This is a genomic window from Dactylosporangium sp. NPDC005572 (assembly GCF_040605515.1).
In the GTDB taxonomy this organism is placed as follows: domain Bacteria; phylum Actinomycetota; class Actinomycetes; order Mycobacteriales; family Micromonosporaceae; genus Dactylosporangium.
The window spans coordinates 13,245-35,981 of the sequence record NZ_JBEXCY010000045.1 but is presented as its reverse complement, the minus strand read 5'-3'; the positions used below and the strand labels follow the sequence as shown (position 1 = coordinate 35,981).

General features: G+C 70.0%; 19 protein-coding genes and 3 pseudogenes. 6 read left to right on the top strand and 16 right to left on the bottom strand.

The window, feature by feature from the left end; genetic code table 11:
• Positions 1–42: 42 nt before the first annotated feature.
• From ABZS66_RS22650 to ABZS66_RS22640, 3 genes are read right to left on the bottom strand one after another with little or no spacing between them, the layout of a single operon-like run.
• Complete coding sequence (locus ABZS66_RS22650) at positions 43–1,242, bottom strand: hypothetical protein (RefSeq protein ID WP_354760633.1); 1,200 nt, start codon at positions 1,240–1,242, stop codon at positions 43–45.
• Entirely contained in the window at positions 1,239–3,602 is a 2,364-nt protein-coding gene (locus ABZS66_RS22645) for a BTAD domain-containing putative transcriptional regulator (protein ID WP_354760631.1), read from the bottom strand. The genes ABZS66_RS22650 and ABZS66_RS22645 overlap by 4 nt, the downstream gene beginning before the upstream one ends.
• 55 nt (positions 3,603–3,657) lie before the next feature.
• Positions 3,658–5,763: an Hsp70 family protein gene (locus tag ABZS66_RS22640; RefSeq protein ID WP_354760629.1), complete on the bottom strand. Its 2,106-nt coding sequence runs from the start codon at positions 5,761–5,763 to the stop codon at positions 3,658–3,660.
• 502 nt (positions 5,764–6,265) lie between these two features.
• Here ABZS66_RS22640 and ABZS66_RS22635 point away from each other — a divergent pair.
• Positions 6,266–6,571, top strand: a pseudogene (locus ABZS66_RS22635) (helix-turn-helix domain-containing protein); the annotation flags it as partial.
• 52 nt (positions 6,572–6,623) lie between these two features.
• On the top strand, positions 6,624–7,376 hold the full coding sequence (locus ABZS66_RS22630) for a transposase (RefSeq protein WP_354760627.1): 753 nt from the start codon (positions 6,624–6,626) through the stop codon (positions 7,374–7,376).
• Here ABZS66_RS22630 and ABZS66_RS22625 read toward each other — a convergent pair.
• Positions 7,360–8,118, bottom strand: coding sequence for a maleylpyruvate isomerase N-terminal domain-containing protein (locus ABZS66_RS22625; RefSeq protein WP_354760625.1), 759 nt, complete (start codon positions 8,116–8,118; stop codon positions 7,360–7,362). The genes ABZS66_RS22630 and ABZS66_RS22625 overlap by 17 nt on opposite strands.
• 686 nt (positions 8,119–8,804) lie before the next feature.
• Entirely contained in the window at positions 8,805–9,686 is an 882-nt protein-coding gene (locus tag ABZS66_RS22620) for a hypothetical protein (protein WP_354760623.1), read from the bottom strand.
• 256 nt (positions 9,687–9,942) lie between these two features.
• On the opposite strand from ABZS66_RS22620, the gene ABZS66_RS22615 reads away from it, so the two are divergent.
• Positions 9,943–10,863, top strand: coding sequence for a hypothetical protein (locus ABZS66_RS22615; RefSeq protein ID WP_354760622.1), 921 nt, complete (start codon positions 9,943–9,945; stop codon positions 10,861–10,863).
• On the opposite strand, the gene ABZS66_RS22610 is transcribed toward ABZS66_RS22615, so the two are convergent.
• Positions 10,762–11,511, bottom strand: a complete 750-nt coding sequence (locus tag ABZS66_RS22610) for a hypothetical protein (RefSeq protein WP_354760620.1) — start codon at positions 11,509–11,511, stop codon at positions 10,762–10,764. The two genes, ABZS66_RS22615 and ABZS66_RS22610, sit on opposite strands and share 102 nt — an antisense overlap.
• A gap of 125 nt (positions 11,512–11,636) precedes the next feature.
• Positions 11,637–12,074 carry a GNAT family N-acetyltransferase gene (locus tag ABZS66_RS22605; protein WP_354760618.1) on the bottom strand — a complete coding sequence of 146 codons (438 nt, stop codon included), beginning with the start codon at positions 12,072–12,074 and terminating at the stop codon, positions 11,637–11,639.
• A gap of 84 nt (positions 12,075–12,158) precedes the next feature.
• Here ABZS66_RS22605 and ABZS66_RS22600 point away from each other — a divergent pair.
• Together ABZS66_RS22600 and ABZS66_RS22595 are read left to right on the top strand one after the other, a co-directional pair.
• Positions 12,159–12,335, top strand: a pseudogene (locus ABZS66_RS22600) (DUF4192 family protein); the annotation flags it as partial.
• A gap of 58 nt (positions 12,336–12,393) precedes the next feature.
• Positions 12,394–12,525 (top strand): hypothetical protein, encoded by a 132-nt coding sequence (locus ABZS66_RS22595; RefSeq protein ID WP_354760704.1) that lies wholly within the window; start codon positions 12,394–12,396, stop codon positions 12,523–12,525.
• Positions 12,526–12,618: 93 nt separating this feature from the next.
• Here the strand turns inward: ABZS66_RS22595 and ABZS66_RS22590 are convergent, their stop codons facing one another.
• The gene (locus tag ABZS66_RS22590) at positions 12,619–12,837 is read right to left on the bottom strand and encodes a hypothetical protein (RefSeq protein WP_354760702.1); all 219 of its coding nucleotides are present in this window, start codon (positions 12,835–12,837) and stop codon (positions 12,619–12,621) included.
• A 636-nt stretch (positions 12,838–13,473) separates the two neighbouring features.
• On the opposite strand from ABZS66_RS22590, the gene ABZS66_RS22585 reads away from it, so the two are divergent.
• Positions 13,474–13,653 (top strand): hypothetical protein, encoded by a 180-nt coding sequence (locus ABZS66_RS22585; RefSeq protein WP_354760616.1) that lies wholly within the window; start codon positions 13,474–13,476, stop codon positions 13,651–13,653.
• Here the strand turns inward: ABZS66_RS22585 and ABZS66_RS22580 are convergent.
• The 8 genes and pseudogenes from ABZS66_RS22580 to ABZS66_RS22545 all read right to left on the bottom strand — a co-directional run bounded on the left by ABZS66_RS22580 (position 13,645) and on the right by ABZS66_RS22545 (position 22,732).
• Positions 13,645–14,103: an RHS repeat domain-containing protein gene (locus ABZS66_RS22580; RefSeq protein ID WP_354760614.1), complete on the bottom strand. Its 459-nt coding sequence runs from the start codon at positions 14,101–14,103 to the stop codon at positions 13,645–13,647. The two genes, ABZS66_RS22585 and ABZS66_RS22580, sit on opposite strands and share 9 nt — an antisense overlap.
• Positions 14,104–14,204: 101 nt before the next feature.
• Entirely contained in the window at positions 14,205–14,537 is a 333-nt protein-coding gene (locus ABZS66_RS22575) for a hypothetical protein (RefSeq protein WP_354760612.1), read from the bottom strand.
• 215 nt (positions 14,538–14,752) lie between these two features.
• On the bottom strand, positions 14,753–15,142 hold the full coding sequence (locus tag ABZS66_RS22570) for a DUF1304 domain-containing protein (protein WP_354760610.1): 390 nt from the start codon (positions 15,140–15,142) through the stop codon (positions 14,753–14,755).
• Positions 15,143–16,794: 1,652 nt separating this feature from the next.
• A pseudogene (locus ABZS66_RS22565) lies at positions 16,795–17,310 on the bottom strand (tyrosine-type recombinase/integrase); the annotation flags it as partial.
• A gap of 82 nt (positions 17,311–17,392) precedes the next feature.
• On the bottom strand, positions 17,393–18,160 hold the full coding sequence (locus ABZS66_RS22560; protein ID WP_354760608.1) for a YwiC-like family protein: 768 nt from the start codon (positions 18,158–18,160) through the stop codon (positions 17,393–17,395).
• Positions 18,157–20,751, bottom strand: coding sequence for a multicopper oxidase domain-containing protein (locus ABZS66_RS22555; protein WP_354760607.1), 2,595 nt, complete (start codon positions 20,749–20,751; stop codon positions 18,157–18,159). The genes ABZS66_RS22560 and ABZS66_RS22555 overlap by 4 nt, the downstream gene beginning before the upstream one ends.
• A gap of 74 nt (positions 20,752–20,825) precedes the next feature.
• Positions 20,826–21,980, bottom strand: a complete 1,155-nt coding sequence (locus ABZS66_RS22550; protein WP_354760605.1) for a hypothetical protein — start codon at positions 21,978–21,980, stop codon at positions 20,826–20,828.
• Positions 21,977–22,732: a helix-turn-helix domain-containing protein gene (locus ABZS66_RS22545; protein ID WP_354760700.1), complete on the bottom strand. Its 756-nt coding sequence runs from the start codon at positions 22,730–22,732 to the stop codon at positions 21,977–21,979. The genes ABZS66_RS22550 and ABZS66_RS22545 overlap by 4 nt, the downstream gene beginning before the upstream one ends.
• Positions 22,733–22,737: the final 5 nt, after the last annotated feature.

Below are 22,737 nucleotides of genomic sequence, written 5' to 3'. Positions count from 1 at the left end.
TCCGGGAGCCAGATCGCCTTGGTTGGCGAGGTCAGCGGCTGCTTAGGGCCGCCACGTGATCGTGCCGTGGTCGAGTTCGACGTAGCCGGCAACGGCGAACTGCTCGGTGTTGGTGGCGGTGTTCCAGCGGCGAGGTTCGACGATGTCAGTCGTCCAGCGGTAGGTGACGGTGGCGATCCCAGGTTCGAGGGTGCGGACGGCGACGAGATCGCTGTCCGTGACGTCCAAGGCAATCCGGGGGTAGTTGTCGACTGCCCATGTTGGTGTGTCGGTGATCGCATATGCGGTGTCGGCGTGGAATGGGCAGATGTTGGGGGTAGCCGGTGCGGGGTTGAGGTCCGGTTTGAGGGTTCGCTGGTCGGCGCAGGTGTTGATGACGTCGCGGATCTGCCGTTCGGTCTGGGCGAGGACGTCGGGTCGGATGGTCGGTGTGAACGTGGTGGTGGTCGGGCCGTCGGTGCCGCCGGCGACAGCGAGAGCGGTTTCGAGTGGTGCATAGAGTTGGTCGCCTGGTGCGGTGATGGTGTACAGGCCGGGTGGGGCCCAGAAGGTCGCCGGTTGCGGACCCGGACGGGCGTCGAGTGGTCCCCCGATCAGGGTAGTGGCGGTGTCGTGGTCGCCGATCGGGCGGGCGGCGACGTCGATGCCGGCGAGGCGGAGTCTGGGGTGGGCGTTGCTGCGCAGGTCGAGTTCGGTGCCCGGTGGTGCGGCGATGGCCCAGGCGTGCCCGAGCAACCCTCGGCGGGTCCGCAGCATCTGGATGGATTCGGTCGAGGTAGTGCCGCCGACGGTGTACTGCACGGTGATGGTTCGGCGGTTCTTGTCGCGCTCGGTGGTTCCGGGCGGTGTCGGCAGGACCCGGGGGTCGCTCGGGGGCTGGTAGCCGGCGGTGAGGCCGCTGCCAGTGCACAGCGGGTTGCCGCGGCACGCGACGTACGTGGTGAGCTGGTCGCCGTCGCGGGCGGTGAGGGCGGCGAAGAAGCCACGGACGATGGCATCCGGTGATTCGGTGGGGCCGGCGCCGGCGCATCGGGCCGCGGCGGCGGTGACCAGCAGCGCGACGAGCACGAGTGCGAGGACGGTGCGTGTGCGGTGTTTGCCGTGCGGTGCTGCGGGAGGAGGGGTGGTGGCCGGCCTGGTGATGCGGATGACGTACGCGGGGGCTTCGGTGGCGGGCAGCATCGGGTAGCCGGCGGCGTCGTACGGCACAAGGACGGCAGGTTGCTGGGATGGGGAGGTCATCGGGTTCGCCGTTCGAGCGTGCCGACGCTCTGGTGGGTGGCGTCATGCATGGTGAGCGTCTCGTAGAGCTGTCGGGTTGCCGAGTCGGGTGTGGTGTGCAGTTCGGCGAGGCACTCGGTGGCGGTGGCGTAGAGCCGATGGATGCTGAGGTCGTCGCCGGCGGCGGCGTAGCGGCGCATCGCGGCCCGGTAGAGGTTCTCGTTGTGTGGGGCGATGCGCAGCGCCCGGCGGAGGAGGCCGATGGCTGCCCGGTGGTCGGGTTCGAGGTCGGCGAGGTGGGTGTAGAGGTCGATCCAATGCCGGCTCATGGTGTCGCGGGCGGCATCGAGCCAGTGGCCGGTGAGGGGATGGCAGAGCTCGCCGCCGTCGAGGTCGGCCGCTTCGTGCAGCAGCCGGTGGCGATGGTTCGGGTCGGGGGTGGTGTCGGCCGTGTCGAGGAGGTCCTGGCAGTGCCAGAGGTCGACGTGGACACGGTCGGGGTCGAGCCAGTATCGGCCACCGGTCGGGTCCGGTTCGCGGCGCAGGACGTCCTGGCCGGTGGCCGTGCGCAGGGTGCTGCGGAGTTCGGACATGTTGGTGGCCAGGCGGCGGCGGGCGATGCTGTCGCCGATGCCTGGCAGCAGGTCGTGTTTGAGCGTCCCGGCGGTGGTCATGCGGCGTTGAACGGCGAGGTAGGCGAGCAGTTCGACGCTGCCGGTGCGGCGGATGTGGACGGGGCTGGCGTCGCCGTCGGGCCGGGGGCACCGTACCTGGACCGTGCCGAGGACGTGGATCTGCAGACGGCGGGGTCCGGAGGTGATGAGCGGTGCGTTCGGCGGTGCGGGCGACGGTGGGTGGGCCGGTGATGGTCCGGGGTGGGCTCCGTTCGTGGCGAATGCCGGCGGTGGCCCCGAGTGCCGGGGTTGGGATGTGGTGGGCCGGTCGATGCCCGGATCGGTGGACGGTTGCCGGGTTTTCGGGGTTTCGCGTAGCAGGGTGGCGAGTGCTGCCGCGGCTGCGGGGTTCAGCGTGGCGAGCCGTACGGTCGGCGGCTGCTGCGTGGTGCGGGTTGGGGCGGTCTGGTCGCTGTCGGCTGGCGTGGTGTGTCCGGTGGCGGCGACGTGCCAGGTGGTGGCTGGCGGGTGTTGTCCGTGGAACACCACCGTCGGGTGTGGGTCTCTGTCGTGGGGTTGGCTCGAGGGCGCCGGTTGGATGGCAAGGGCCGGATGCGGGTACGTGATCGTTTGGTTCGGCTGGCCGGGCGTGTGGCCTCGAGGGTCGCCGGCCGATGACGTTGGTGGCAGGTCTCTGTCGGCGGGCACGAGGCGCAGGCCGGGCAGGCCGGTGGGGTCGACGCCGAGGAGCGTGCGCGCGTCGGTCGCGGTCATGATGACGGGTGGGCTGGCGTCGCGGGTGGCGTGCGCGGCCAGGATGGTGATGAGCAGCCCGCGTAGCGCGTCACCTGCGCCCGGTCCGATGAGTCCGAGCCCGGCTGGTGGAAGGTCGGTCAGGTGCAGCCAGTGCTGGTCCGCAACACCGATGACTGGCGAGCCGTGGCGGTAAGACGGTGGAACGCACGGCGCTGGAACGGACGCCGCATGGTCGGTTTCGTCGAATTCCGGCGGGACGTCGCTGGGCGTGTCCGGGTCGAGGTTTGGCAGGTGAAGGACGGGCGGTGGGTCGGCGTCGCGACGGTTGGCTCGGCGGGGGGTTTGGGGCTGGTAGCGGCTGCGCCGCCGCAGCCACAGCGATCCGGTGGCGGCGGCGATAGCATCGCGGGTCGGCGCCGGCAGCCAGCCACCGCCGGCTTCGCCCCGGTCCTGATCGGCGGGGTCGTTGCGGTGATCTACGGGCGCGGCTGCACGTCCGGATGGCGGTGCGGCACCGACCTGCCCCAGCGGGGCTGGCGGGGGCTGGGCGGCCGGCTTCGGGGGCGTCGCCGTCGTCGCGGCTGCCGGTAGTGCTGGGACGGCGACCGGTCCCGGCGCCGTGCCGGCGGGTGGCGGAAGCGGGCCGGGGGCCGCGGCGGTGCTGTTGAGAGCATCGACGAGCAGGACCGTGGCACCGGCGATGCTGGTGACGGCGGCGTGTAGCGGGACCGGCAGCCAGGACGCGTGGCCTTGTGGGTGGACGCCGGTGCGGTGGCGCAGCCGACGGACTTCGGCGACGCCGCCGCGGATGACCGTGACCAGCAGCCAGATCAACAGCAGCCAGCCGGTCGCGGTGACGGCGGCGATCGCGGTGACAGCGTTGAGCGGCTGGTCGACTACCGCGGCGACGTCGATGTCACTCGCGAGCAGTTGCTGGGTCAGCGTCAGCAGCAGCCACAGCAGGGCGACGAGTGCCGCGAGCATCCAGCCGGCCGCCCAGAGTGCTCGCACCAGACGCCTAATCATCGTGACGCCTGTACCGGGCAGCCCGGCCGGTGTGGTGTCGTCATCGGTGCGTCTGCCATGAGTCGCGGACGGTGCCCGGCTCCCGGCCGTCGGCGGGTGGCGGTGGCCCGGGCGGCGCGAATGGCGGGTTGGCGGCCGGCTCTGCGCGCAGCGCTGCCCAGGCGAACGGGCTGAGCGCACGCCACAACCACCAGACGGCGATCACGCTGGCCCAGGCGACGGCGAGGACCCCGGTGGTGCGCCAGGCGAGGCCGAGGGCCGCGACCCCGCCGAACAGTGCCCCGAGGAGCAGCCGGTGCTGGAGGCGGCGCACGAGCAGGACGGCAATGGCGGCGCCGATGCAGGCGGCGCCGACCCGGCCGAGCGGGCTGATGATGTGCATCGTTGGCCCCGGCATCCACTGACCGGCCAGCCACCACAGCAGGTTGAGGGCGGTGGGTGAGCCGCTGACGTCGTAGCCGATCAGCAGCACCCCCACGGCGATGAGCGCGACCGACGCGGCCGGCAGCCGCAGCCGGTCCCGCCACGACATCGCTCGCTGGCCGTCGGCGGTGGCTCGGCCGGCCCCACCCGCCGTCGGTGCGGCCGGTGGATGGGGATGGCGCAGCACGACGATCCCGGCGACGGCGGACACTGCGGCCAGTGGCAGCGCGGGCAGCATCGACCAGCGCAGCAGCGGCTCGACCGGGACGTCGAAGTAGCTTGCGGCGACGATCGCGTAGCCGGCCGGCACCGCCAGGCCGATGAGCGCTGCCATCATCAGCAGCGCCCCGTATCGTCGTTCGCTGGTCCGCGGCTCGACGGTCGGGTCGGTGGCGGTGTGCAGCCAGGCGGCGCCGGCGGCCGCGGCGACGACCGCGAGGACTGCGGCGGAGGCGAGGCCGCCCCAGTGGGCCAGCAGTGTGCCGGGTGTGATCGACTGCCGCGGTCCGTAGCGTTGCGTGCCGGCGATGAACTGTGCGTACAGCCCAACCGATACGGCGGTCGCCAGGACGCTGCCGACACCGTCGCGGACGCTGCGGGCTGATGTGTTCGATCCGGCGGGGGCGGCTGCGGGGGCTGCGGCTGGGGCCTGGGCGGCGCCGACGGCGTAGGCGGTGTCCGCTCGGGCCACCATCACCGGACGTGTCCCGAACGCTTCGGTGAGCGCGTCGGCGATGACCGGCATCCGGGCGCCACCCCCGACGCACAGCACGAGACTGAGCTGGCTGGTCTGCAGGTCGGCGGCGTCGACGGCCTGCCGGGCCACGGCGACCGCCCGGGTGAGCACCGGCCCGGTCGCCTGACCAAGGTGGGTCACGTCGAGGACGACCGCGCCGGCCGGGGCGTAGATGACGACGCTCGACGTGGTGGACAACGCCTCCTTCGCTTGCCGGGCCCGGACGGCGTACTCGGTGATCGTCCGCGTCGCGTCTTGGTCCGTTTCGGTGGCGAGGACCGGAAGCCGGGACGGCGTCGGAGCGGCCGTGCTGGGCAGGGTGACCAGCAGCGCTGCGATGACCACGTCGACGGCGGCGCCGCCGGCGGCGGGGTCGGAGATGGTGGCCAGCTCCTGGAATCCGTCCGTGGTGCGGGCCAGCACCGAGGCGGTGAATCCGGCGCCGAAGTCGCAGACCAGCACGTGGCTGCCGGCGGGAGGTTCGACGCCGCCGGCGAGCAGGTGCCAGCCCAGGGCGGTCGGTGCGTCGAGCAGCTCGGCGTCGCCCACGCCCGCGCGGTGCAGCACCCCGCGCAGCGCGGTCCGCCGCCGGGGCCCCCACGCAACCGGCACCACGACACGCACCGCATCAGCCTTGCCGTATTGGCTCGACGCGGTAGTCAGGACCGTCCGCAACACTGCCGCGACCAGATCGGCCGGGTCGATACAGACACCAGCCACATCGAACGGGCCCTGCATCAATCGGCCCAGCGGATCACCGACCCAACCCTCCGGCCGATCCCTCATCCGGCGGGTCGCCGCCTGCCCGGTTGCGATGGTGCCGTCCTGGTCAACGGCCGTGCCGGTATCCATCCACGGGTGCTCGCCGAACTGCACCACCCGTACCACGCCGTCGGTGCCGGCGACGGCGGCTTTGACCCGGGACGAGCCGATGTCGACCGCCACGGTCACCGGGCCGGCCGTGGACATCGACGCATTCTCACGCATCGACGCAACAGTACGTCATATCGGCGATACACGATGCAAACACCCAGTCGATCTACACCAACTGCAAAACGCGACCAGGTACAGCCTGCATCGCCGTTCACCTACGCGTCGTACATGCGTGCGACCCCTCGGGTCTGCGTGGGTCATTTTGAGCCGAGTTGAGGCCTTCTTGGCCGGCTACGCAAGGGGCCCGGGTGATCGGCGCGTGCCATGAACGACGGGCACGTGCGGGTACCTCTAGGTTGGGCGGTTGCCTAAACCATCCACCGCGAGGAGACGCACGTGCGCGTCACTACGGCATTCAACCGCATCCTCGACCTGCCCGGCGCGTCGGTGGTCACCGTGTCGTTCGCCGACCAGGGCCTGATCATCGGGCTACGCCGTCGGCGTCGCCGCCTGCTCTGCCCGTGCGGGCGGCAGACCCGATCGCACTACGACAGCTCGCGGCGCCGGTGGCGGCACCTGGACTTCGGGGCCTGCAAGGTGTTCCTGGAAGCCGAGGGTGCACCGCATCGACTGCCCGGCGTGTGGGCGGGTGTCGCACCGAGCAGGTGCGTGGGCCAGGCCGGGTGCGCGGCACACCCGCGACTTCGAGGACGTGGCGGCCCGGTTGGCGCAGCGGATGGACAAGACCAGCGTGGCCCGGCTGCTGCGCTGCACGTGGGAGGCCCTCGACCCCATCGTCGACCGGGTCGTGGTCGAGCACATCGACGACACCCGGCTGGACGGGCTGCTACGCATCGGGGTGGACGAGGTGTCGTACAAGCGCGGCCACCGGTATTTGACGACCGTGGCCGACCACGACTCCGGCCGTGTGGTGTGGGTCGGCAAGGACCGCAACAAAGCCGGCCTTCGAAGCGTTGTTCGACGCCCTCGACCCGGCCCGCGCCAGCCAAGTGGAGGCGATCAGTCTGGACGGATCCAGCATCTACATGACGGTGGCCCGCGACCGGATCCCGCAGGCCATCGTCTGCCTCGATCCCTTTCACGTGTTGAAGTGGACCAACGAGGTCCTCGACTCCGTCTACCGGGCCGAGGCGCCGCGGATCCCGCTCGCCCCTGGGCTGCCCAACCGCCGCGACTGGCGACGCACCCGCTACGCGCTCCGCGCCGGCTGGGAACGCCTCGACCAGCAGCACGAGGACATCGTCAACGCGCTACGCCGCCACCGCTACAAGCTCTGGCGCACCTGGGAACTCAAGGAACGCCTGCGCGAGCTCTACCGCAGCGTCCATCCCGACGACGCCGCCGCCTATCTCAAGTCCTGGTGCACTGCCGCACTGCCCAGCCGGATCAAGGCGTTCAAGAGCCTGGTCCGCCGTATCCGCAAACACTTCGACGCCATCATCGCCGCAATCCGGCTCGGCCTGTCCAGCTCCCGGCTGGAAGGCATCAACGCCCGCATCCGGCTCATCCAACGCCGCGGCTTCGGCATCCGCGACGTCGACTCATTCATGTCGATGACTTACCCGCGTCTCGGTGGCATCACCATCGCCCCTGCCCACCGAACAGCATCCGTAGCCTGTCCACCCAAAACAGCTGGTAGCCGGCCACTCACTTCCCGTGCCCCCACGAGTCTCTTCACGCCAACACGCGTCAGACGGTGTTGGTGACGGCCGTCAGTAGCCGCTTGAGCTGTGCGACCAATTGACCGTCGCCGCTTGTGACCACCTGGTCGTTGCCGGCCCGGTTGTAGAGCCAGTACAACAGTGCAGCTGGCTCGCCCTGAACACGTGCCCGGGTGGCCTGGTTGGGGACCTGCCCAGGATCGCCCCGGGCGACGTCGACGCCGTCGGGTCGCACAGTTATCCACCAGGCGGTGTCTCTGGCTGACACGGCCACCACGTTGCCGCCCCAATCGTTCAGGTGAGCGGCGAACTCCTCAGGAAACCGCCGGGTAAGTTCGCTGAGAAAGCCCGTCAGCATCTCGTCGATCCCATCGATCGCTAGATCGTAGGGCATCGGACCGACCGGGCTGGCCACTGCCAGTTCAGCGTCCACGCGGTGGATGGCCGTCTCGTGTGTCGTTCGCCGGGTCCAGTAGTACACGGTCTCATGCGGCATCTGTCCCACATGCTCGTCGGGCTGGCGCCCGGCCAGGTCCTGTACCGCCGCGTTGTAGCCGCGGTCGAGGGCCGCCAGTGCGTCTGGAGCCAACTCCACCCTTGGAACATCCTCGGGCATGTGCAAGCGCCGCACCACGACATTAAGATAGAAGTTCGCAACATGACGGACCAGCTCCTCGACCGTCCACTCAGGACAAGTGGGGACCGGTGCAGTCAGATCACGTGCAGCCGCGGCGCGAAGTTGGGCGACTTCGGCGTCAAGGCAGTGCAGCAGCCTGGATCTATCCATACCGGCAGTAAACCAGACACCAACGCAGCGCGCGGCCCTCCGCCATCTCGGTCATACAGGCCGAAAATCGCCCACACAAGCCGAGGAGCAGCACATGCATTCGACTATGGTGTCGCCCGTGGGCGAGATACGGACGGTGGAGCACTGGTGGAACGGCGCCTGGCGGCGGCTCGACCGGCTCGACACTTGGCTGCGACACGGATGGGCAGCGGTGGGACGTCCGGATTCGGAAGGGTGGTGTCGACGCTGACCAGAACTCCACGTGGGGTACGACGACGAGACGTCGCCGCGCCTCGACCCACGATTCAGGTGGCGGCGCATGGACCACAGCGACGCCAGGTGAGCCGGGCAGGTTCGCTCGACGCGGGGGCTTGCAGGCCGTGGGACGCGCCAAGGTGGACTCCGGGCAGATTCTGGGCTGATGCAGCAGCGTGGCGCCGGCTCCAGAACCGCGGCCTTCCGGCGCCCGCGCGTGCCCGTCCGCAGCGCCACCAGCACCGAGCGCTTCGCCCGGTGCGGTCACACCACAGACCGGCCGGACGATCTCATGTTGGCGCCTGCATCCGTCACAGCCCGCCATGGTGGGGTGCCTCGGCCAAGGCAGCGAACAGCCGCATGTGGTCGATGCACTCTGAGACGCCGGCCGGCCGGCATCACGGCCGAGCGCAGCGGGCGGTGGCGTTTCCCTAGCTGAGCTCGCTGAGCAGGACTTGCGCGTGCGAGAGGCGACGGACAAGGTCGGCGTGCTGGGGATCGGCAGGGTCGGTCAGGTCGACGAGGGCACGGAACGACACCACGGCCTCGGCGAGGTCAGTCGATCCTGGGTTGGTTTCGTCCCGGTCGGCGAGCATCGGGCCTCGCAGCTTGTGCGCCCGGATGAGCAGGGCGGCGTCGTCGGTGCTTGCCGCGATGACCTCGTCGGTGATGCGGATAGCCTCGTCGAGGTCGGCGAGGTCACCGCCGGGTCTGAGGTAGTCGTACCGGCCGCTGAGAGTGGCGGCGAGATCGAGGAGCCGGGTCGGGTGTGCCGGGCTGATGGGGTCGGACATCTCGATCAGGCGCTGGAAGGCATGTACGAGCAGATCGGCGAGCTGCGGATCTGGTTGACGGCGCCACGCGGCGCGGACCGCCGAGGCGTTGCCCTGCAGCACCCGCAACACCGCGGTCGGCAGATCCGTCGGTGCGCCATGCGACACGGCTTCAGCAACCTCATCGCGGACGTCGGGAGGTACTGCGGCAGGTTCGATAGCGTGGGCTAGGACCTGCGCGGCGCCGCAAGCGTGGCGGTCCTCGAATGATCCGTGCAGGCCGATGACTCGCAGACGGTGCAGCAGCGCGACGTCATTGATCGCTCGGGCGTCCAAGGAGGATCCGTCTCCGACGGCGGCGGCGGCGACATCGTCGAGTACTGCAGAGACCTCGGCCAGGGCCGCGGTGCCGAGCGCCTGGCTCGCGTCTTCGGTGTCGACGCATCGCTGGATGCGTCGGCGCAGTTGATCCTCTGCCCGAACAGCTACCGATGCCCCCGCCGCGACGGTGCGCTTCCGGCCGAACACGCGCCATGCCATAGAGCTCACCCTACCCGGTGCACCAACCTGGGATACACGTTCATACATCGGCCTCATACGAGCTGTGCGGTCTTCGACAACACGTTGATCGAACGCTCGGCATCGTGGACGAATCCGTACCCGACCTGTGGCAAGCACGGGCGATCGCGGACGAGTACGACGGATTCCGGCTGCTCAACCTCGGTACCGACGAGCCCGAAGCTCACCGGCCGCAGCAACCTGCGCATGTTCGGGCGTCTCTACCACCGAGGAAGCGGTGTTCGCGGTGCTGTCCGACCACCCGACCCGGTCCGCCCGGCGGCTGGGTCTGGCGAAGGTGTCCCGGGTGCTGGCCGAGCGGCGGATCATTTCGCGGCCGTTGAACAACAACGAGCACCGCCGCGGCAACCGCGCCGGCACGCTCGCCGACGTTCCCGGCCCGTGGCTGGACTGGGCGCAGCGCTGGCGCAAGCTGGCCCGTCAGGAGTCCAGCACCGCCAAGGTCATGTTCTCCACGATCTGCATCGCCGGCCGATGGACCGCCGAGAAACATCCGGAGGCCGTCAGCCCGGACCTGTGGACCAGAGACATCGCCGCGGAGTACGTCGCCGACACGATGCACGCCAACTGCGGCGACTGGGCCGGCCACAACCACAACAGGACCAGCTACGGCCGCCCGCTCGCGGCGTCCGAGATGGCCAACCGCATCGACAGCATCCGCGGCTTCTTCTGCAACCTGATCGACTTCGAGTGGATCGAGGCGAAGCTCGGGCCCCGCCGGGTGCTTACCCTCCCCATCTCGCTGCGCGCTCAGATGAAACCCAACCCGTGGATCATCGACGACGCATCATGGGCCAAGCTCATGGTCGCCGGGCTCACCCTCAACAGCGAGGACCTCAAGCCCTACGGCAGCCCAGCCTCGAAGGCCAAAGGCCAGCTCAGCACCTACTACCCGATCGAGATGCTGCGCGCCCTGGTCGGCGTCTGGCTGTTCGCCGGCTGCCGCATCGACGAGATCCACCACCTCGAGCTCGACTGCATCATCTGGGACACCGGCACCGGCCCGGACACAGGCGAACAATTCACCAGCTGCCTGCTACGGATTCCCGCGAACAAGACCGCCGACCCCTCCACCAAACCGGTCGACCCAGTCGTCGGGCAGCTCATCGACGCCTGGAAGCTGGTCCGCCCAACCTAACCGAACCTGCCCGACCGCAAGACACGTCAACCACGTCAGCACCTGTTCACCTGGCGCGGCCAGCTGATCGGCAAGGCCTACTTCAACTGTCAACGACACCGGATCATCCCGGCGCTCTGCAGCAAGGCCAACATCCCCGAATCCGACTCCCGCGGCGCACTCACCAGCCACCGGGCCCGCGCCACCATCGCCACCCAACTGCTCAACGCCCGCGAGCCGCTCACGCTCACCGACCTGCAGCAATGGCTCGGCCACAAACACGCTGCCAGCACCCGCTACTACGGCGAGATCCCGCAGCGCACCCTCAGCGCCGCCTACCGCAAGGCCGACTACTTCACCCGCAATGTCCGCACCATTCAGGTCCTCATCGACCGCGAGTCCATCCTCACCGGCACCACCGCCGGTGGCGAACAGCCGTGGAAGTACGACGACCTCGGCGACGGCTACTGCAGCTACGACTTCTTCGCCAAGCGCCGACACCGACTCGCCTGCGCCAAGTGCAGCTTCTACCTGACCAAACAGTCCAACGCCGGCCAGCTCCTGGCCGTCAAAGACGGGATCGATCGAATGCTTGAGCAACTCGACCTCACCGACGAAGAGCGCGTCGCCCTCGAGGGCGACCGCGCAGCCGTGGCCGCACTCGCGCAACGGCTCGCGAACACCCCGACTCCCGCTGGCCCCACACCGCAGGAACTCGGGACCACCACGTTCATCGCGCCTACCGACGTTCGCCGGCGGCCGCCGGAGGCGCCGTGACCCCTGCATCGCCGCAATCAGAGCTCCCCGTCGAGCCGGTACACCTTCGAGTCGCGCAGCTGGAAACCCAGCCGCTCATACAACCGGTTCGCCGGCACCCGCGACGGCCGCGACGTCAGGTCAACGGTCCGGGCCCCCTCGGCCCGGGCCAGGCGGACGGCCTCCAGCGTCAAGGCCGAACCCACGCCATGGCCCCGCGCCGCCCCATCAACGACAACATCCTCGATCCACGCCCGTAGCCCTGTCGGGATCGGAAACATCACCAGCGTCAACGCACCAACAATCTCGCCGTCCACCCTGGCGATCAACTGCCGATTGCCCGGCCACGTCACCAGCGCCCGCAACGCCTCGACATCAAGTGGTTCGGCGGACCGCGACAGCTGCGGAAGCAACCGCCCGAACGCCTTCAGAATCTCGTCACTCGCTTCCCGCACAACCTCGACGTCAACGCTCATGGCCGCGACTCTAACCATGAGCCGGAGCGGCACCCTGTCGCCGCGCAAGCACATCGTTACCAGAAATTCGCAATAACGTGCCCGTTGCAGGCGGAGTGGGCGCCGCGGTGGCGCAGCCACCCGAAGTCCGGTGCCGACGCCCTGCAGACCAGCGACCACATATGGCAGTACAACCTGCGCCTGGACCTCACCCGCAGCGTCCCTGAGCCGTACGTCGCCGCCCCGGCCACGCTGGCCGCCTGGTGCTGCTGGATGCGCGGCGAAGGCACCCTCGCCCTGGCCGCAGGCCGCCGCCGTCGATCCGCAGAACCTGATCACAATGGTGGTCATCGCGGCGATCCAGTCGGAGGTCGGCCCCGCCGACCTCGTTCCGGTCTGTCCGCCAACGCCGGAGCAGACCGAGGACACGACGGCAGGCCGGCTGCAAACCGGACAGTATCGGCGGGCGTGACTCCACCGCGGCCCCGGGCCGGCGGCCGGCTGACAGCGGTGCTGACGGGATCGGGGCACGGCCGTGAGCGATTAGCGCGAAGACACCCACCGGTCAGCGGCCGACCGCCGCGGCGCGGGCCGCGGTGGTGCTGCTCACCGCGGACGACACGATCCGCGGCGCGGTCCACCGCGGTGCAATCCGGCCGGGGCGTTCACCGCGGAGTACGGCGATCCAGTCCCCGTCCAGCAGGGCGACGCCGAGATCACGCTGCTGCTCGTCGGCGCCGACCTGGCCACCACAGCGGCCGCAATGCGGCCGCCGCATACACACCAAGTGATCGTGGTAGCGACGCACATGCCCGACTTCGGCGGGCTTCACCGCCGCCGCAGCACCGAGCACAACGTACGTTACTCGCAGCCGAACGGACCAGGAATGGCTCTCCGTGCGGCTAACAGCCCGTGCATCCGCGATCCTGCCGCAGCGACACGAGCATTCGCGACCGGCTGGCGGTCATGGCCGACGGCTCAGGAGACGACCTGCACCCACGCCGGGAACAGCCGGTTTCGGCCGCCTCCGGGCCTACAACCGCAGCCTCATACGCGCTCGGATGGCTACTCGCCTGACGTCCCACGGCTGACGGCGGCAGGGTACTCGCCCTGCGGGGCTCGTTCGAGGACTCACGCTCCCGCCCGGCTGGCCGTCGTCAAGCCCTGCTCGGGCCGGGACGCCGCGGGCTCGCTGGCCTGGCGGCCAATGAGCTTCTTGGCACCTGGTTCCGGCCCGACGCATCGGCTGTGACGTCAGCTGCGCTCATGGTGGGCGGCGGTCCTCGTTGCCGGCCCCCACCGGGGAGGCCGGGAGCCGCCGCTTAGCCCGCTTCGTGGCGGGCACCTCCGGCACCAGCCGCACCGCCGTGTGCGGGCTGCGCAGCGCACCGAATTCCCCGCGTCTTCGAGGAGTCCGCTCGTGTCCGCGCCGACTGTCGCGATGTCCGACGACCGCAACGTCCAGCTCATCAACCTGCTGCGTGACCAGTCCACCCGCCGCCTTGACGTGAAGGCCGGCTCCGGCCGCATGCGCGCCCCGGTGGTCAGCTCGTCTTGGATGACACCAAACCCGTGCTCGGCCTGGACGGTGTCACGATGACCGTCGGGGTCTACCGGCCGAACGACATCGCGAACGCTGGTCTGGCCGACAAGCTCGGCATCCCCTCCGTTCACCGACGCTGTTGTACGTCGCCTCGGTGATCACTTCACCGGGCGAGGTGACCTTCCGCAGCCGCGGGCACGCCGCAGGCTGGGTGCCGCACACGCCGGTGCCGTGGTCGTACGTCGTCGTGTTCGACACCGTCGTGGCTGCTGCACGATCTGCGTGCTTGTCAGCTTCTGGCCGAGGTAGTCGTACGTGGCGTTTGGTCTTCGCGCCCGTCGGGTCGGCGGTCTCGACGAGGTCACCGACGGCGTGGTACTTCGCCGTCGTGATCTTGCCGGTTGGGCCGGGGACCTTGGTGACGTTGCCGAGGATGTCGTATTCGTACGCGGTCGTCTTGCCCAGCGGGTTCGTCGTTGACGGGACCCGGCCGAGCTTGTCGTACACAGTGGTGCTGCTCGCGTCAACGATCGGCGGCCCGCCGGGCGGTGTGTAGGACGGCAGGATCGTCTTCTAGGGCCATCCGTTCCCGTCCATGCGGGCCTGGGTCACGTTGCAGAGCGGGTCCTGCTGCTCGACGGCCTCGCCGACGCGTTGTACCCGATGACCGTCGTGGGCTGCGTCGACACCGGCGTCCCGCCGAAGATCTCCGTCGTCGCGCTCGGGGCGAGGCTCTTTGTGGGGTTGCCGTCCTCGTCGTACACGTGCGAGGTGGTGTTGCCGTTCGAGCCGACCTGTTCGGTGGTGAGACCACGCTGGTCGACGATGCTCGTGCTGCCCTGGCCCACGGCGGTCTGGTATCCGGTCAGGCTGTTGGCCTTGACCCAAGCCGACACCGAATAGGACTGGGTGGTGTTCAAGACGTTGGACGCGTCCAGCATCCCGGTGCTGAAGGTGCCGACCCCCGCCCAGGGAAACGCCGTCGTAGCCGGTCGCGTGGTGCTGTGGGGCCGACGAGTGACCCGCCCAGAACACCTGCCCCGGCTTGCATCGTCGAGTTTCCACCAGCCGACCGGACGTGACGCGGTATCGGTACTGATCCTCTCCGAGGTGATCCGGCCCATCGGATCATAGATGCTTGTTTCAGGTGAAGTAGCTAGAGAGCGAGGCCGATGGCCAGCGCGATCACGGCGAGCGCGGGGATCACGCCCTGTTTGAGAGCGGCGCCGGCCTTGTCGGGGCTCGACAGCAACAAGACGAGGCTTGCGGCGACCATCGACCCCGTACCGGTGAAGACGAGAGTCGCGCCGATCGCAGCGCCTCCGGTTGGGAAGATCACGATGCCCAGAAGAACCGCGATCGCCAGGAATAGGTTGTAGAAGCCCTGGTTGAACGCGAGCGCCTTCTGCGCGGCGGCCTCCTCGACCGAGCCGGTGCCGAAGGTTCGACGCGCACGTTCGCTCGTCCACACGATCGACTCCATGTAGAAGATGTAGACGTGCACGAGAGCTGCAAGCCCGGCGAGCACGAGGCCTGCGATGACCATGGAGCTGTCCTTTCGGCGAGGGAGCGAGAACCGAGCAATAATGTATCGCTCGGTTCAATATATAGTGGGTCGAGCGATACACAAAGAGAGGGTGCTTCGAATGAGCCGCACGCAGACGTTCGACACGGCAGAAGCCGTACGTGCGGCTCGTGCTGTGTTCTGGGAGCAGGGATTCGAAGGCGCCGCGCTGCCTGAGCTGGAGCGAGCAACGGGCTGGGCCGATCGAGCGTCTACCACGCGTTCGGTTCCAAACGCGGGCTGTTCGGAGCGGCTGTCGACAGCCGTCTCGACGAGGTGATCCGCCCGCGACTCGCCCCACTCACTGTGGAGGAGGTCGCACCGACAGCGCTCGACGACTACCTGACCGGCTTGCGGCCGCTCTGCTGAACCGGGGCACGCTACCGGCCTCAGCGGCTGTCTGCTCGTCAAACCCGCTACCGCCCCGATCGCCCACGATGACTCGGTCTCCCACATGGTCGCCAGCTATCACGCGGAACTGCGCACAGCATTCGGTCGAGGCGTCGCTGTCCGGTTGCCGTAGCTCACCGCGAAGGAGCACGACGTCCTGGCGGATGCGTGCACTGGCCTAGTCGTGTCCACCTTCGCGCTCGTTCGCGTCGATCCAGCCGAAGCTGTGGCCTGCCTAGACAGGGGCCCAGGGACCTCCTCCGGCGAGCTGGGCGCGGACGGCCCTGTCGATGGTTGCGTGAGTGCAGGCGCTACCAGATATCCGGCCGCGTGGTCGGCCCGATGGGGTGCTGTGGCGGTTGCAGTGTGCACCGGCCGTTGGTGCGTTCACGCAGGCGTCGGTCAGCTGCGTCGAACGGATCGCCCGTAACCAGGTACGGGTTGATGGCGATGGGCGTGCCGTACATGACTAGGTGGGTCACAGCGGCGGCCTGTACGGGTGACCGCTCATCCACGTCGAAGGTGCGAACGAGGTCTCGCCACTCGCTTCTGAGCGAGCGCTCGGCAAGGGGCCACGTCCTTGGTATGGACGCCGGTAACGAGCCGGGACCATCGATCACCGACGCGTACAGGCACCAGAAGAAGCCGCGGTTGTCAGGGCCTCGCCGGTAAGCACACCTCATCGGCGGCCCCCATGGAACGTGAAACTCGAACTCGCCAGTGTATGCGGGGCTGTAGTCGAGACCGGATGCGGTCAAGCGCATGGCAGGCAGTGGCCGGCCGCGCCACCGCAGCCATATACCGACCTGCTCGAGGTGCCTGTTCAGTGCCCGAAGCAGTACGAGACTGAGCAGGCCGAGCATGAGCCAACCGAACCATCTGGCCGGTCCGGACACGTCAATGAGGCGCCATGTGCCCCAGCCCGCTCCGCCGAGGATGACGAGCAGCATTCCTGCAGTGGCAGCGTTGCCGGCCCCACGTGGCTGAGAGGTGAACAGCACCAGGTCAGCTCCGTCTGTTGAAGATCCCCGATCTGCCTCCACATCGCCATTATGCGACGCGGCTTCGAGCGGGTCTGATTTCGGCAAGGTCAGACAGATCCGGTGAGCAAGCGCGCACGTCGTCGCCACGATACGGCACCGCAGCCCGCGCACCGCAAGTGTTGTGCAGGCAACCAGCGCCGCCGTGACCGACCTTGGATCCGAAGCATGCGCAGCGACGACAACCGCCAGGACGTCCTCTGATCAGTTACCGAGCGTTAAGCCTGACTTGATCACATGAGTACACATCGGCTGCTTGCGGCCAATTATGGCCGTGGATGCCGAGAGCTGCCCAGCCTTCATGCCGCGCCATCCACTCTTGACCTGGAACTTCGTCTCCGAATCGGGCGCGATGGTGGCGGGAGCGCCTGTTTCGCGGTGGCGGTCAGGTCGGCCCTTGCGGGCCTTGGCCTTGATTCTCTTGCGGGCGCGCCGACGTAGACGAGTCGGGCGGTGTCGTCGGCGCAGCGGCGCTGGGTCTGGGGTAGGACGCTGGTGTAGGTGTCGGCGGCAACGACGATGCTGGAGTGCCCGAGCAGGCCCTGCAGCGCTTTCAGGTCCGCTCTGGCCTCGTGCGCGAGAGACGCGGCGCCGCGGCGCAGGTCGTGCAGCCGCACTGGCGGCGGTCCGGCGCGGTGGACGAGTTTTGCGGAAGCGGGTGGTGGCGTCGTTCGGGTTGATCGGCAACCCGTCGCCACGGACGAACACATATCCAGAGTCGACCCGCCCCTGGCCGTGGGCCAGGGCGTCACGGTGCTGATCCTGCTGCCGCCGGCGTGGGTGCTCGCGTGGGCTCGCGGGCTCATGTGGTGAGGGTGACGGTGGCCAGAAGAAGCACCGAGTTGGCGACTTCGCCGAGGCCGACCTGTTTCGGGGTCATCGGCCGCAGCGGCAACGCGACGGCACGTGCCAATAACAACAGGAACAGGATCGCGACTGGTATGCGGAGGCCGGCCGTGACGGCGGTGATGGCGAGGTGGTAGGCGACGGAGATGCGGTAGTAGGTGGCGTTGCCACGTTCGCGGATCATGGTCTTGACGTAGAGGACGGTGCCGGTGAGGTAGGCGGTCACTGCAAGGAATGGCGCGATCGTCGCTGCGGGTGTGGTTTGGGCGGCGGTGGCGCAGACGAAGATCATGAGGCAGCTTAGGGTGACGGAGGCGAGGTCGTTGGGGAGGGCTCGTTCGTCGCGTCGGGCGGCGTAGCCGATGTTGACGGCGAGCAGGGTGGCGTAGGCGGGGGCGTACCACAGCAGTTGCGGGCGCAGCGCGAGGACGAGCCCGCCGAGGAGGACGGTCGGTGCCGCGTAGATGAGGATCTGGGTGCGGAACCGGGCGGGTCGGCGGGTCTTGACCGCTTGGAGGAGGTAGTAGCTGGCCAGGTATCCGGTCAGCCATGCGAGCAGCAGTGGTAGGTGCAGCCAGTGCCAGCCGGTGGTGAGGACGCCGGTGAGCCAGGGCAGTGCGAGTATGGCCCAGGCGCCGTGCTGGGGTGGGATGTACCGGCGCAGGGTCCGCCGCCGGGTCGGTGCAGGCCGGTGCGTGGTCGTGGCGGTCTCGGGTGTCGTCATGACTGGGCGGTGACGTCGATGGTGCCGTTGGCGCCGCGGGCGGCGTCGGCCATGAGGTGGCTGACGAACGGGTAGTGGCCCGGTTGGGGCGGGACGGTTTCGACGAATCCACCCGCGGCTGGGGCGAGGTCGAGGATCTGGGCGCCGCCGGTGTCGCCGGGCCGCAGCTGGTAGCGGCCTTCCTGGTAGATGGTGTCGAACTGGGCGCCGACGATGTGGAAGGCGCTTCGTCGGTTCGGCCCGGCGTCGAGTACCCAGATCCGTATCCGGTGTCCGGCGACGGCCGTGAGGGGCCGGTGGACGTACTGGGCGACGTAGCCGTTGAACACGACCGCGTCGGGCCGCTCGGCCTGTATTGCGGTGAGTTCGCCGGGTTGGCCGTCGGGGCCGAGGTAGAGCTCGGACTGCACGAGGACGTACTCGTGGTCGACAGGGGTGAGGTCGGGCGGGTCGATGATGACCGCGCCGTACATGCCGTTGCCGATGTGCAGCAGCATCGGCATGGTCGAGCAGTGGTACATCCAGATCCCGGCCTTGGTGGCGGTGAACCGGTAGGTAAGCCGCTGCCCGGGGTCGATCGGGCGCATCGGGCCGTCCGGGGCGAGCGCACCGGCGTGGAAGTCGATGCCGTGGTCGATGCTGCCGTCGTTGACCAGGGTGACCTCGAATGTGTCACCGATCCTGCCGCGCAACGTAGGGCCGGGGGCGGTGCCGTTGAATGTCCACAACCGCTGCCGCACCCCTGGCGCGACATCGCGGACGACCTCCTGGACACGCAATTCGAGCCGGTGGATGCGGTCGGCGCCGGCGGTGGGGGCGGTGGCCTCGCGGGCGGTGAACCCGGCGCCGGGGTCGGCCATCGGGTCGATGCGCGGGGCCGCCACGTTCGGTGGCGAGGCGATGTGCCCGTGTTCGGCGGCGGCATCGGCGGTGTCGGACGTGCTGATGGTGAGGGTCATGCCGGCCTGCCGGTGCCCGGGCAGCGAGCACCAGCCTTCGATGGCGGCGCCGATGACGCCGGCGTCGAGGCGGGCGGTGCCGCCGCGGCCGATGGTGCCGGTTCTCGCGCCGGTGGCGAGGACTAGGTCGTGGCGGCGATTGTCGCGGTTGGTGAGTTCGATGACGAGGCGGTCCCCGGCCGGGACCGTGATCCGGTCGGGGTGGAACCGCATCCCATCGGCGGTGACCGCAACCGTCGTGGTGTGCCCGGTCGCCGGCGCGGGCGCCCCGGCCGCCGTAGTAGGTCCGGCCGGCGCGGTGATGCGGTCGGCGGCGACACCGATAAGCACGGCCAGCAAGACCAGGGCGACGCCCGCCGCCACGGCGCCCAGCAGCCGGACCGGCGGCGGTGCGGACAGCAGCCTGGACGGCGGGCCGACATCGGTGGGGGGTGCGGAGGTGGCCATAGGGCGTCTCCTGGCGATGAGGAGTCGGGTGGCGGGGATCAGGAACTGCACCAGCGCGGCGAGCACCAGCAACGAGCTGGTGATGCGTACATAGGCCGGTGTGGGCAGCAGGAACAGGGCGAGGGCGAGGTTGGCGGTGATGACCCGCTGCGGGCCATACCGTTCGAGCACGGCGATGGCGGCGCGGACGCGGGCCGGTCCACCGCCGAGGGCAACGGGCAGCAGGTGGGTCAGCGCGCCGAGCAGGGTCTGGGCGGCGAACCCGGCCAGCAGCGGCACCAGCACGGCACCGAACCGGTCCACCGCCGCATCCGCGCCGGTAGCGGTGGCGAGGCAGATGGCGTCGGTACCGAGCGCGATGAGCAGCCACCCGCCGCCGGCGGCCAGCGACCAGGCCGCGAACGACATCGGTGGTTTACGGCGGGCGACCTGCACCGCCGGGCGCAGCACGAGCAGTACGGCGGCGGCGGTGACGGCGAGCCCGGCGACGGCGAGGACCGGCCACCAGGTGAGGACCCCGACCGCGAGCAGCAGCAGGCCGGTGACGGCCGCGGGCAGGGCTGTGCGGGCAGCGGTGACGGCACCGTCGGCCATCCGGGTGCGCAGCACGGTCGGCCACAGGGTCAGCACGGTGCCGAGCACGGTGAGGGTGACCCAGCCGAGCAGGTTGATGTGGGCGTGGAACAGCACCAGCCGCGACCGGACGGTGTCGTCGTCCACCAGCATCCACGCACCGGCCGGGATGCCGCTCAGCAGCGCCACCGCCGCCGCCAGGTAGTAGTGCACCGTGACCGTGAACCGGGCGGGCAGCGCCGCCCGCAGCTGGGTCCGCAACCAGCACAGGTGCGCGACGATCGCGGTGAACACGGCCACCGCACCGGCGACGCCGACCCACGGCAGGCCGAGGCCACCACCGGCCAGGACCGCCACCACGCCGGCGTTGAGCAGGGCGAGCCGCACCGCCTCACGGCGGCGCTCCGGGGTCGGCACCCGCAACACGGCGGCGGTGAACTGCACGCTCCAGATCACGATGGCGTTGCTGACCGCGCCGAGCAACAGCAGGTGGATCGCCAGCCACCGCCACTGCGCCAGCACCGGGTGGACGAACCCGACCACGACGATCCCGGCGAGGTAGGCCAGCGGCAGCACGTTCGTGCGCCGGTGCCATCGGCCTCGTTCGCTCATCGGCGGCTCGGATCGTGGTCCGGCCGATCCGGCCTGAACATCGGTCCCGGTGGCCGGTGCGCGCTGCGGGCCGGTCACCGGGACGCTCCTACCGCGGCCTGCCGTGGCCGTGCCGCAGCGGACCCCCGGGTACCGGCGGTGCGTGTGCTGAGCCGGCCGGCCCGCGCACCGAGCACAACGGCGCAGCCGACGAACGCGACGACCGCAGCGACGTTGCCGACGCCGGCCCACCGCCATACCGGCTTCATCCCGGCGCCGTCGCCGAGGGTCACCCGGACCAGCAGGGAGACGTGCAGCAGCGCCAGCGGCGCATACAACACTGGCCGGTACGGCAACGGCCGGCGCAGCACGGCGGGCAGGATCACCGGCGCATGCACGAAGATCATCGACATGGCGAAGCCGAGGAACACCGCGTGCAGCGTCGCGTCGTAGCGGGGCCCGGCGACCGTCCGGCCACCACCGGCCCAGAACACGCCGGCAAGTGCCAGCCAGGCGTAGCCGGCCAGCAGCCCGGCGGCGGCGTAGCGGGGCAGCCCGGTGCCGCGGATCGTGCGGCGGGCGACGTCGAACACGGCCAGCCACGCCACGATCGCCAGCAGCCCGGCGCCGAACAGGTGCGCACCGGTTCTCGGCCATACGGTGACCGCGGTCGCGCCAGCGACCAGCGCCGTCAACGCGGCGAGGAACCACCGCGGAGCCGACCGCCCGCCGCTGACGACGTGGGCCAGTTCCAGACGTTCCCCGGCGATGGTGGCGACCAGAAACGTGGCCAACCACGGCACCAGATCGGGGACGGGCAGCCCGGCCAGCCACAGCAGCGTGGCGGCGTACCAGGCGAACGCGCCGGTGGCCTGGGCGAGCAGCGCCACCCCCGGCTGGCGGCGCCACAGCGTGCGGTACACGCCGAGCAGGGCGACACCGCCGGCGGCGAGTAGCAGCTTGCCGGGCAGGACCGGACCGGCGACGACGAGGACCAGGCCGCCGGCACCGGAGCAGGCGGGTGCAGCGAGAGCCCAGCGGGCGCCGAGGGCGACAGCGCGTTCCAGGGCTATCAGGGTGCCGACGAAGCCGATGACCATCACTGGGCCGTGTACGTCCGCCAGGGTCGGGCGGGGTGCGGGCAGGTCGAAGCCGAGCAGCAGCAGTCCCGCGTACAGCCCGGATATCAGGGCGACACCGCCGGTGCCGAGCAGGGGCAGTCGCCACCGCACCGCACCGGACCCGGTCACGGCTGGTCACCCTGCCGACGCGAGGCCCGGAGCCGGGCCACGCATGCGTTCGGGGCGGCGAACGGCTCCAGCACGGCCTGCCCGTCGGCCGCTCCCGCGGCGCGCAGCACACCGCGGATCATCCCGGCGTGCAGCGCGCACATGACGTCGGGCTGCTGGCCGATCAGTTCCAGGAACGGGCAGGTGTGCAGGCGCACCTCCACCTCGCCGGAGTCCGGACCGGGCGCCTGGTCCGGGCCTGGCCCCCGGGCTGGGTTAGAACCATCGACGGGGACGGGACCGGTGGCCGGTACCGGTTGCGGGTCGAACCCCAGCTGCCGCAGCACGCCGAGCACCGTGGTGACCGGATCGGCCGAGTCGGCGGGTGCGGCGAGCCGCCGCCCCCACGCCTCGCCTGCGGTCACGGCGCCCGCGACGCCGCCGCCGGTGGTGGCCAGGTGGTCCAGCAGCGCGGCGGCAAGGGCCCGGTACGGCGCCGGTGCGGGCTCGGCGGCGGCGGCCCGGTATCGCCACGCTGGCCGGCCAGGCAGGCCGCCGCTGGCCCGCGCCTTGACCAGCAGCCCGGCCTCGACCAGCCGTTCCAGGTGCGCCCGCACCGTCGACGGGTGCAGTGAAGTGGCGTCAACGACGTCGGCGGCCGTGAGCCCGGTGCCGGTGGCGCGGACCAGCCGCAGGATCGCCGTGCGGCTGGCCGAGCCGAGCGCGCGGTGCCGGGGCGTGTCGATCGTCTCTCCGGATGGGCCTAGTCGCAGGGTTT

Coding starts and splice junctions, on each gene's coding strand:
- ABZS66_RS22640 (WP_354760629.1), bottom strand. CDS start 5,763: ATGCGTGAGAATGCGTCGATGTCCACGGCCGGCCCGGTGACCGTGGCG.
- ABZS66_RS22560 (WP_354760608.1), bottom strand. CDS start 18,160: ATGACGACACCCGAGACCGCCACGACCACGCACCGGCCTGCACCGACC.
- ABZS66_RS22570 (WP_354760610.1), bottom strand. CDS start 15,142: ATGGTCATCGCAGGCCTCGTGCTCGCCGGGCTTGCAGCTCTCGTGCAC.
- ABZS66_RS22625 (WP_354760625.1), bottom strand. CDS start 8,118: ATGGATAGATCCAGGCTGCTGCACTGCCTTGACGCCGAAGTCGCCCAA.
- ABZS66_RS22650 (WP_354760633.1), bottom strand. CDS start 1,242: ATGACCTCCCCATCCCAGCAACCTGCCGTCCTTGTGCCGTACGACGCC.
- ABZS66_RS22620 (WP_354760623.1), bottom strand. CDS start 9,686: ATGGCATGGCGCGTGTTCGGCCGGAAGCGCACCGTCGCGGCGGGGGCA.
- ABZS66_RS22555 (WP_354760607.1), bottom strand. CDS start 20,751: ATGAGCGAACGAGGCCGATGGCACCGGCGCACGAACGTGCTGCCGCTG.
- ABZS66_RS22595 (WP_354760704.1), top strand. CDS start 12,394: ATGGTGGTCATCGCGGCGATCCAGTCGGAGGTCGGCCCCGCCGACCTC.
- ABZS66_RS22605 (WP_354760618.1), bottom strand. CDS start 12,074: ATGAGCGTTGACGTCGAGGTTGTGCGGGAAGCGAGTGACGAGATTCTG.
- ABZS66_RS22575 (WP_354760612.1), bottom strand. CDS start 14,537: ATGCTGGACGCGTCCAACGTCTTGAACACCACCCAGTCCTATTCGGTG.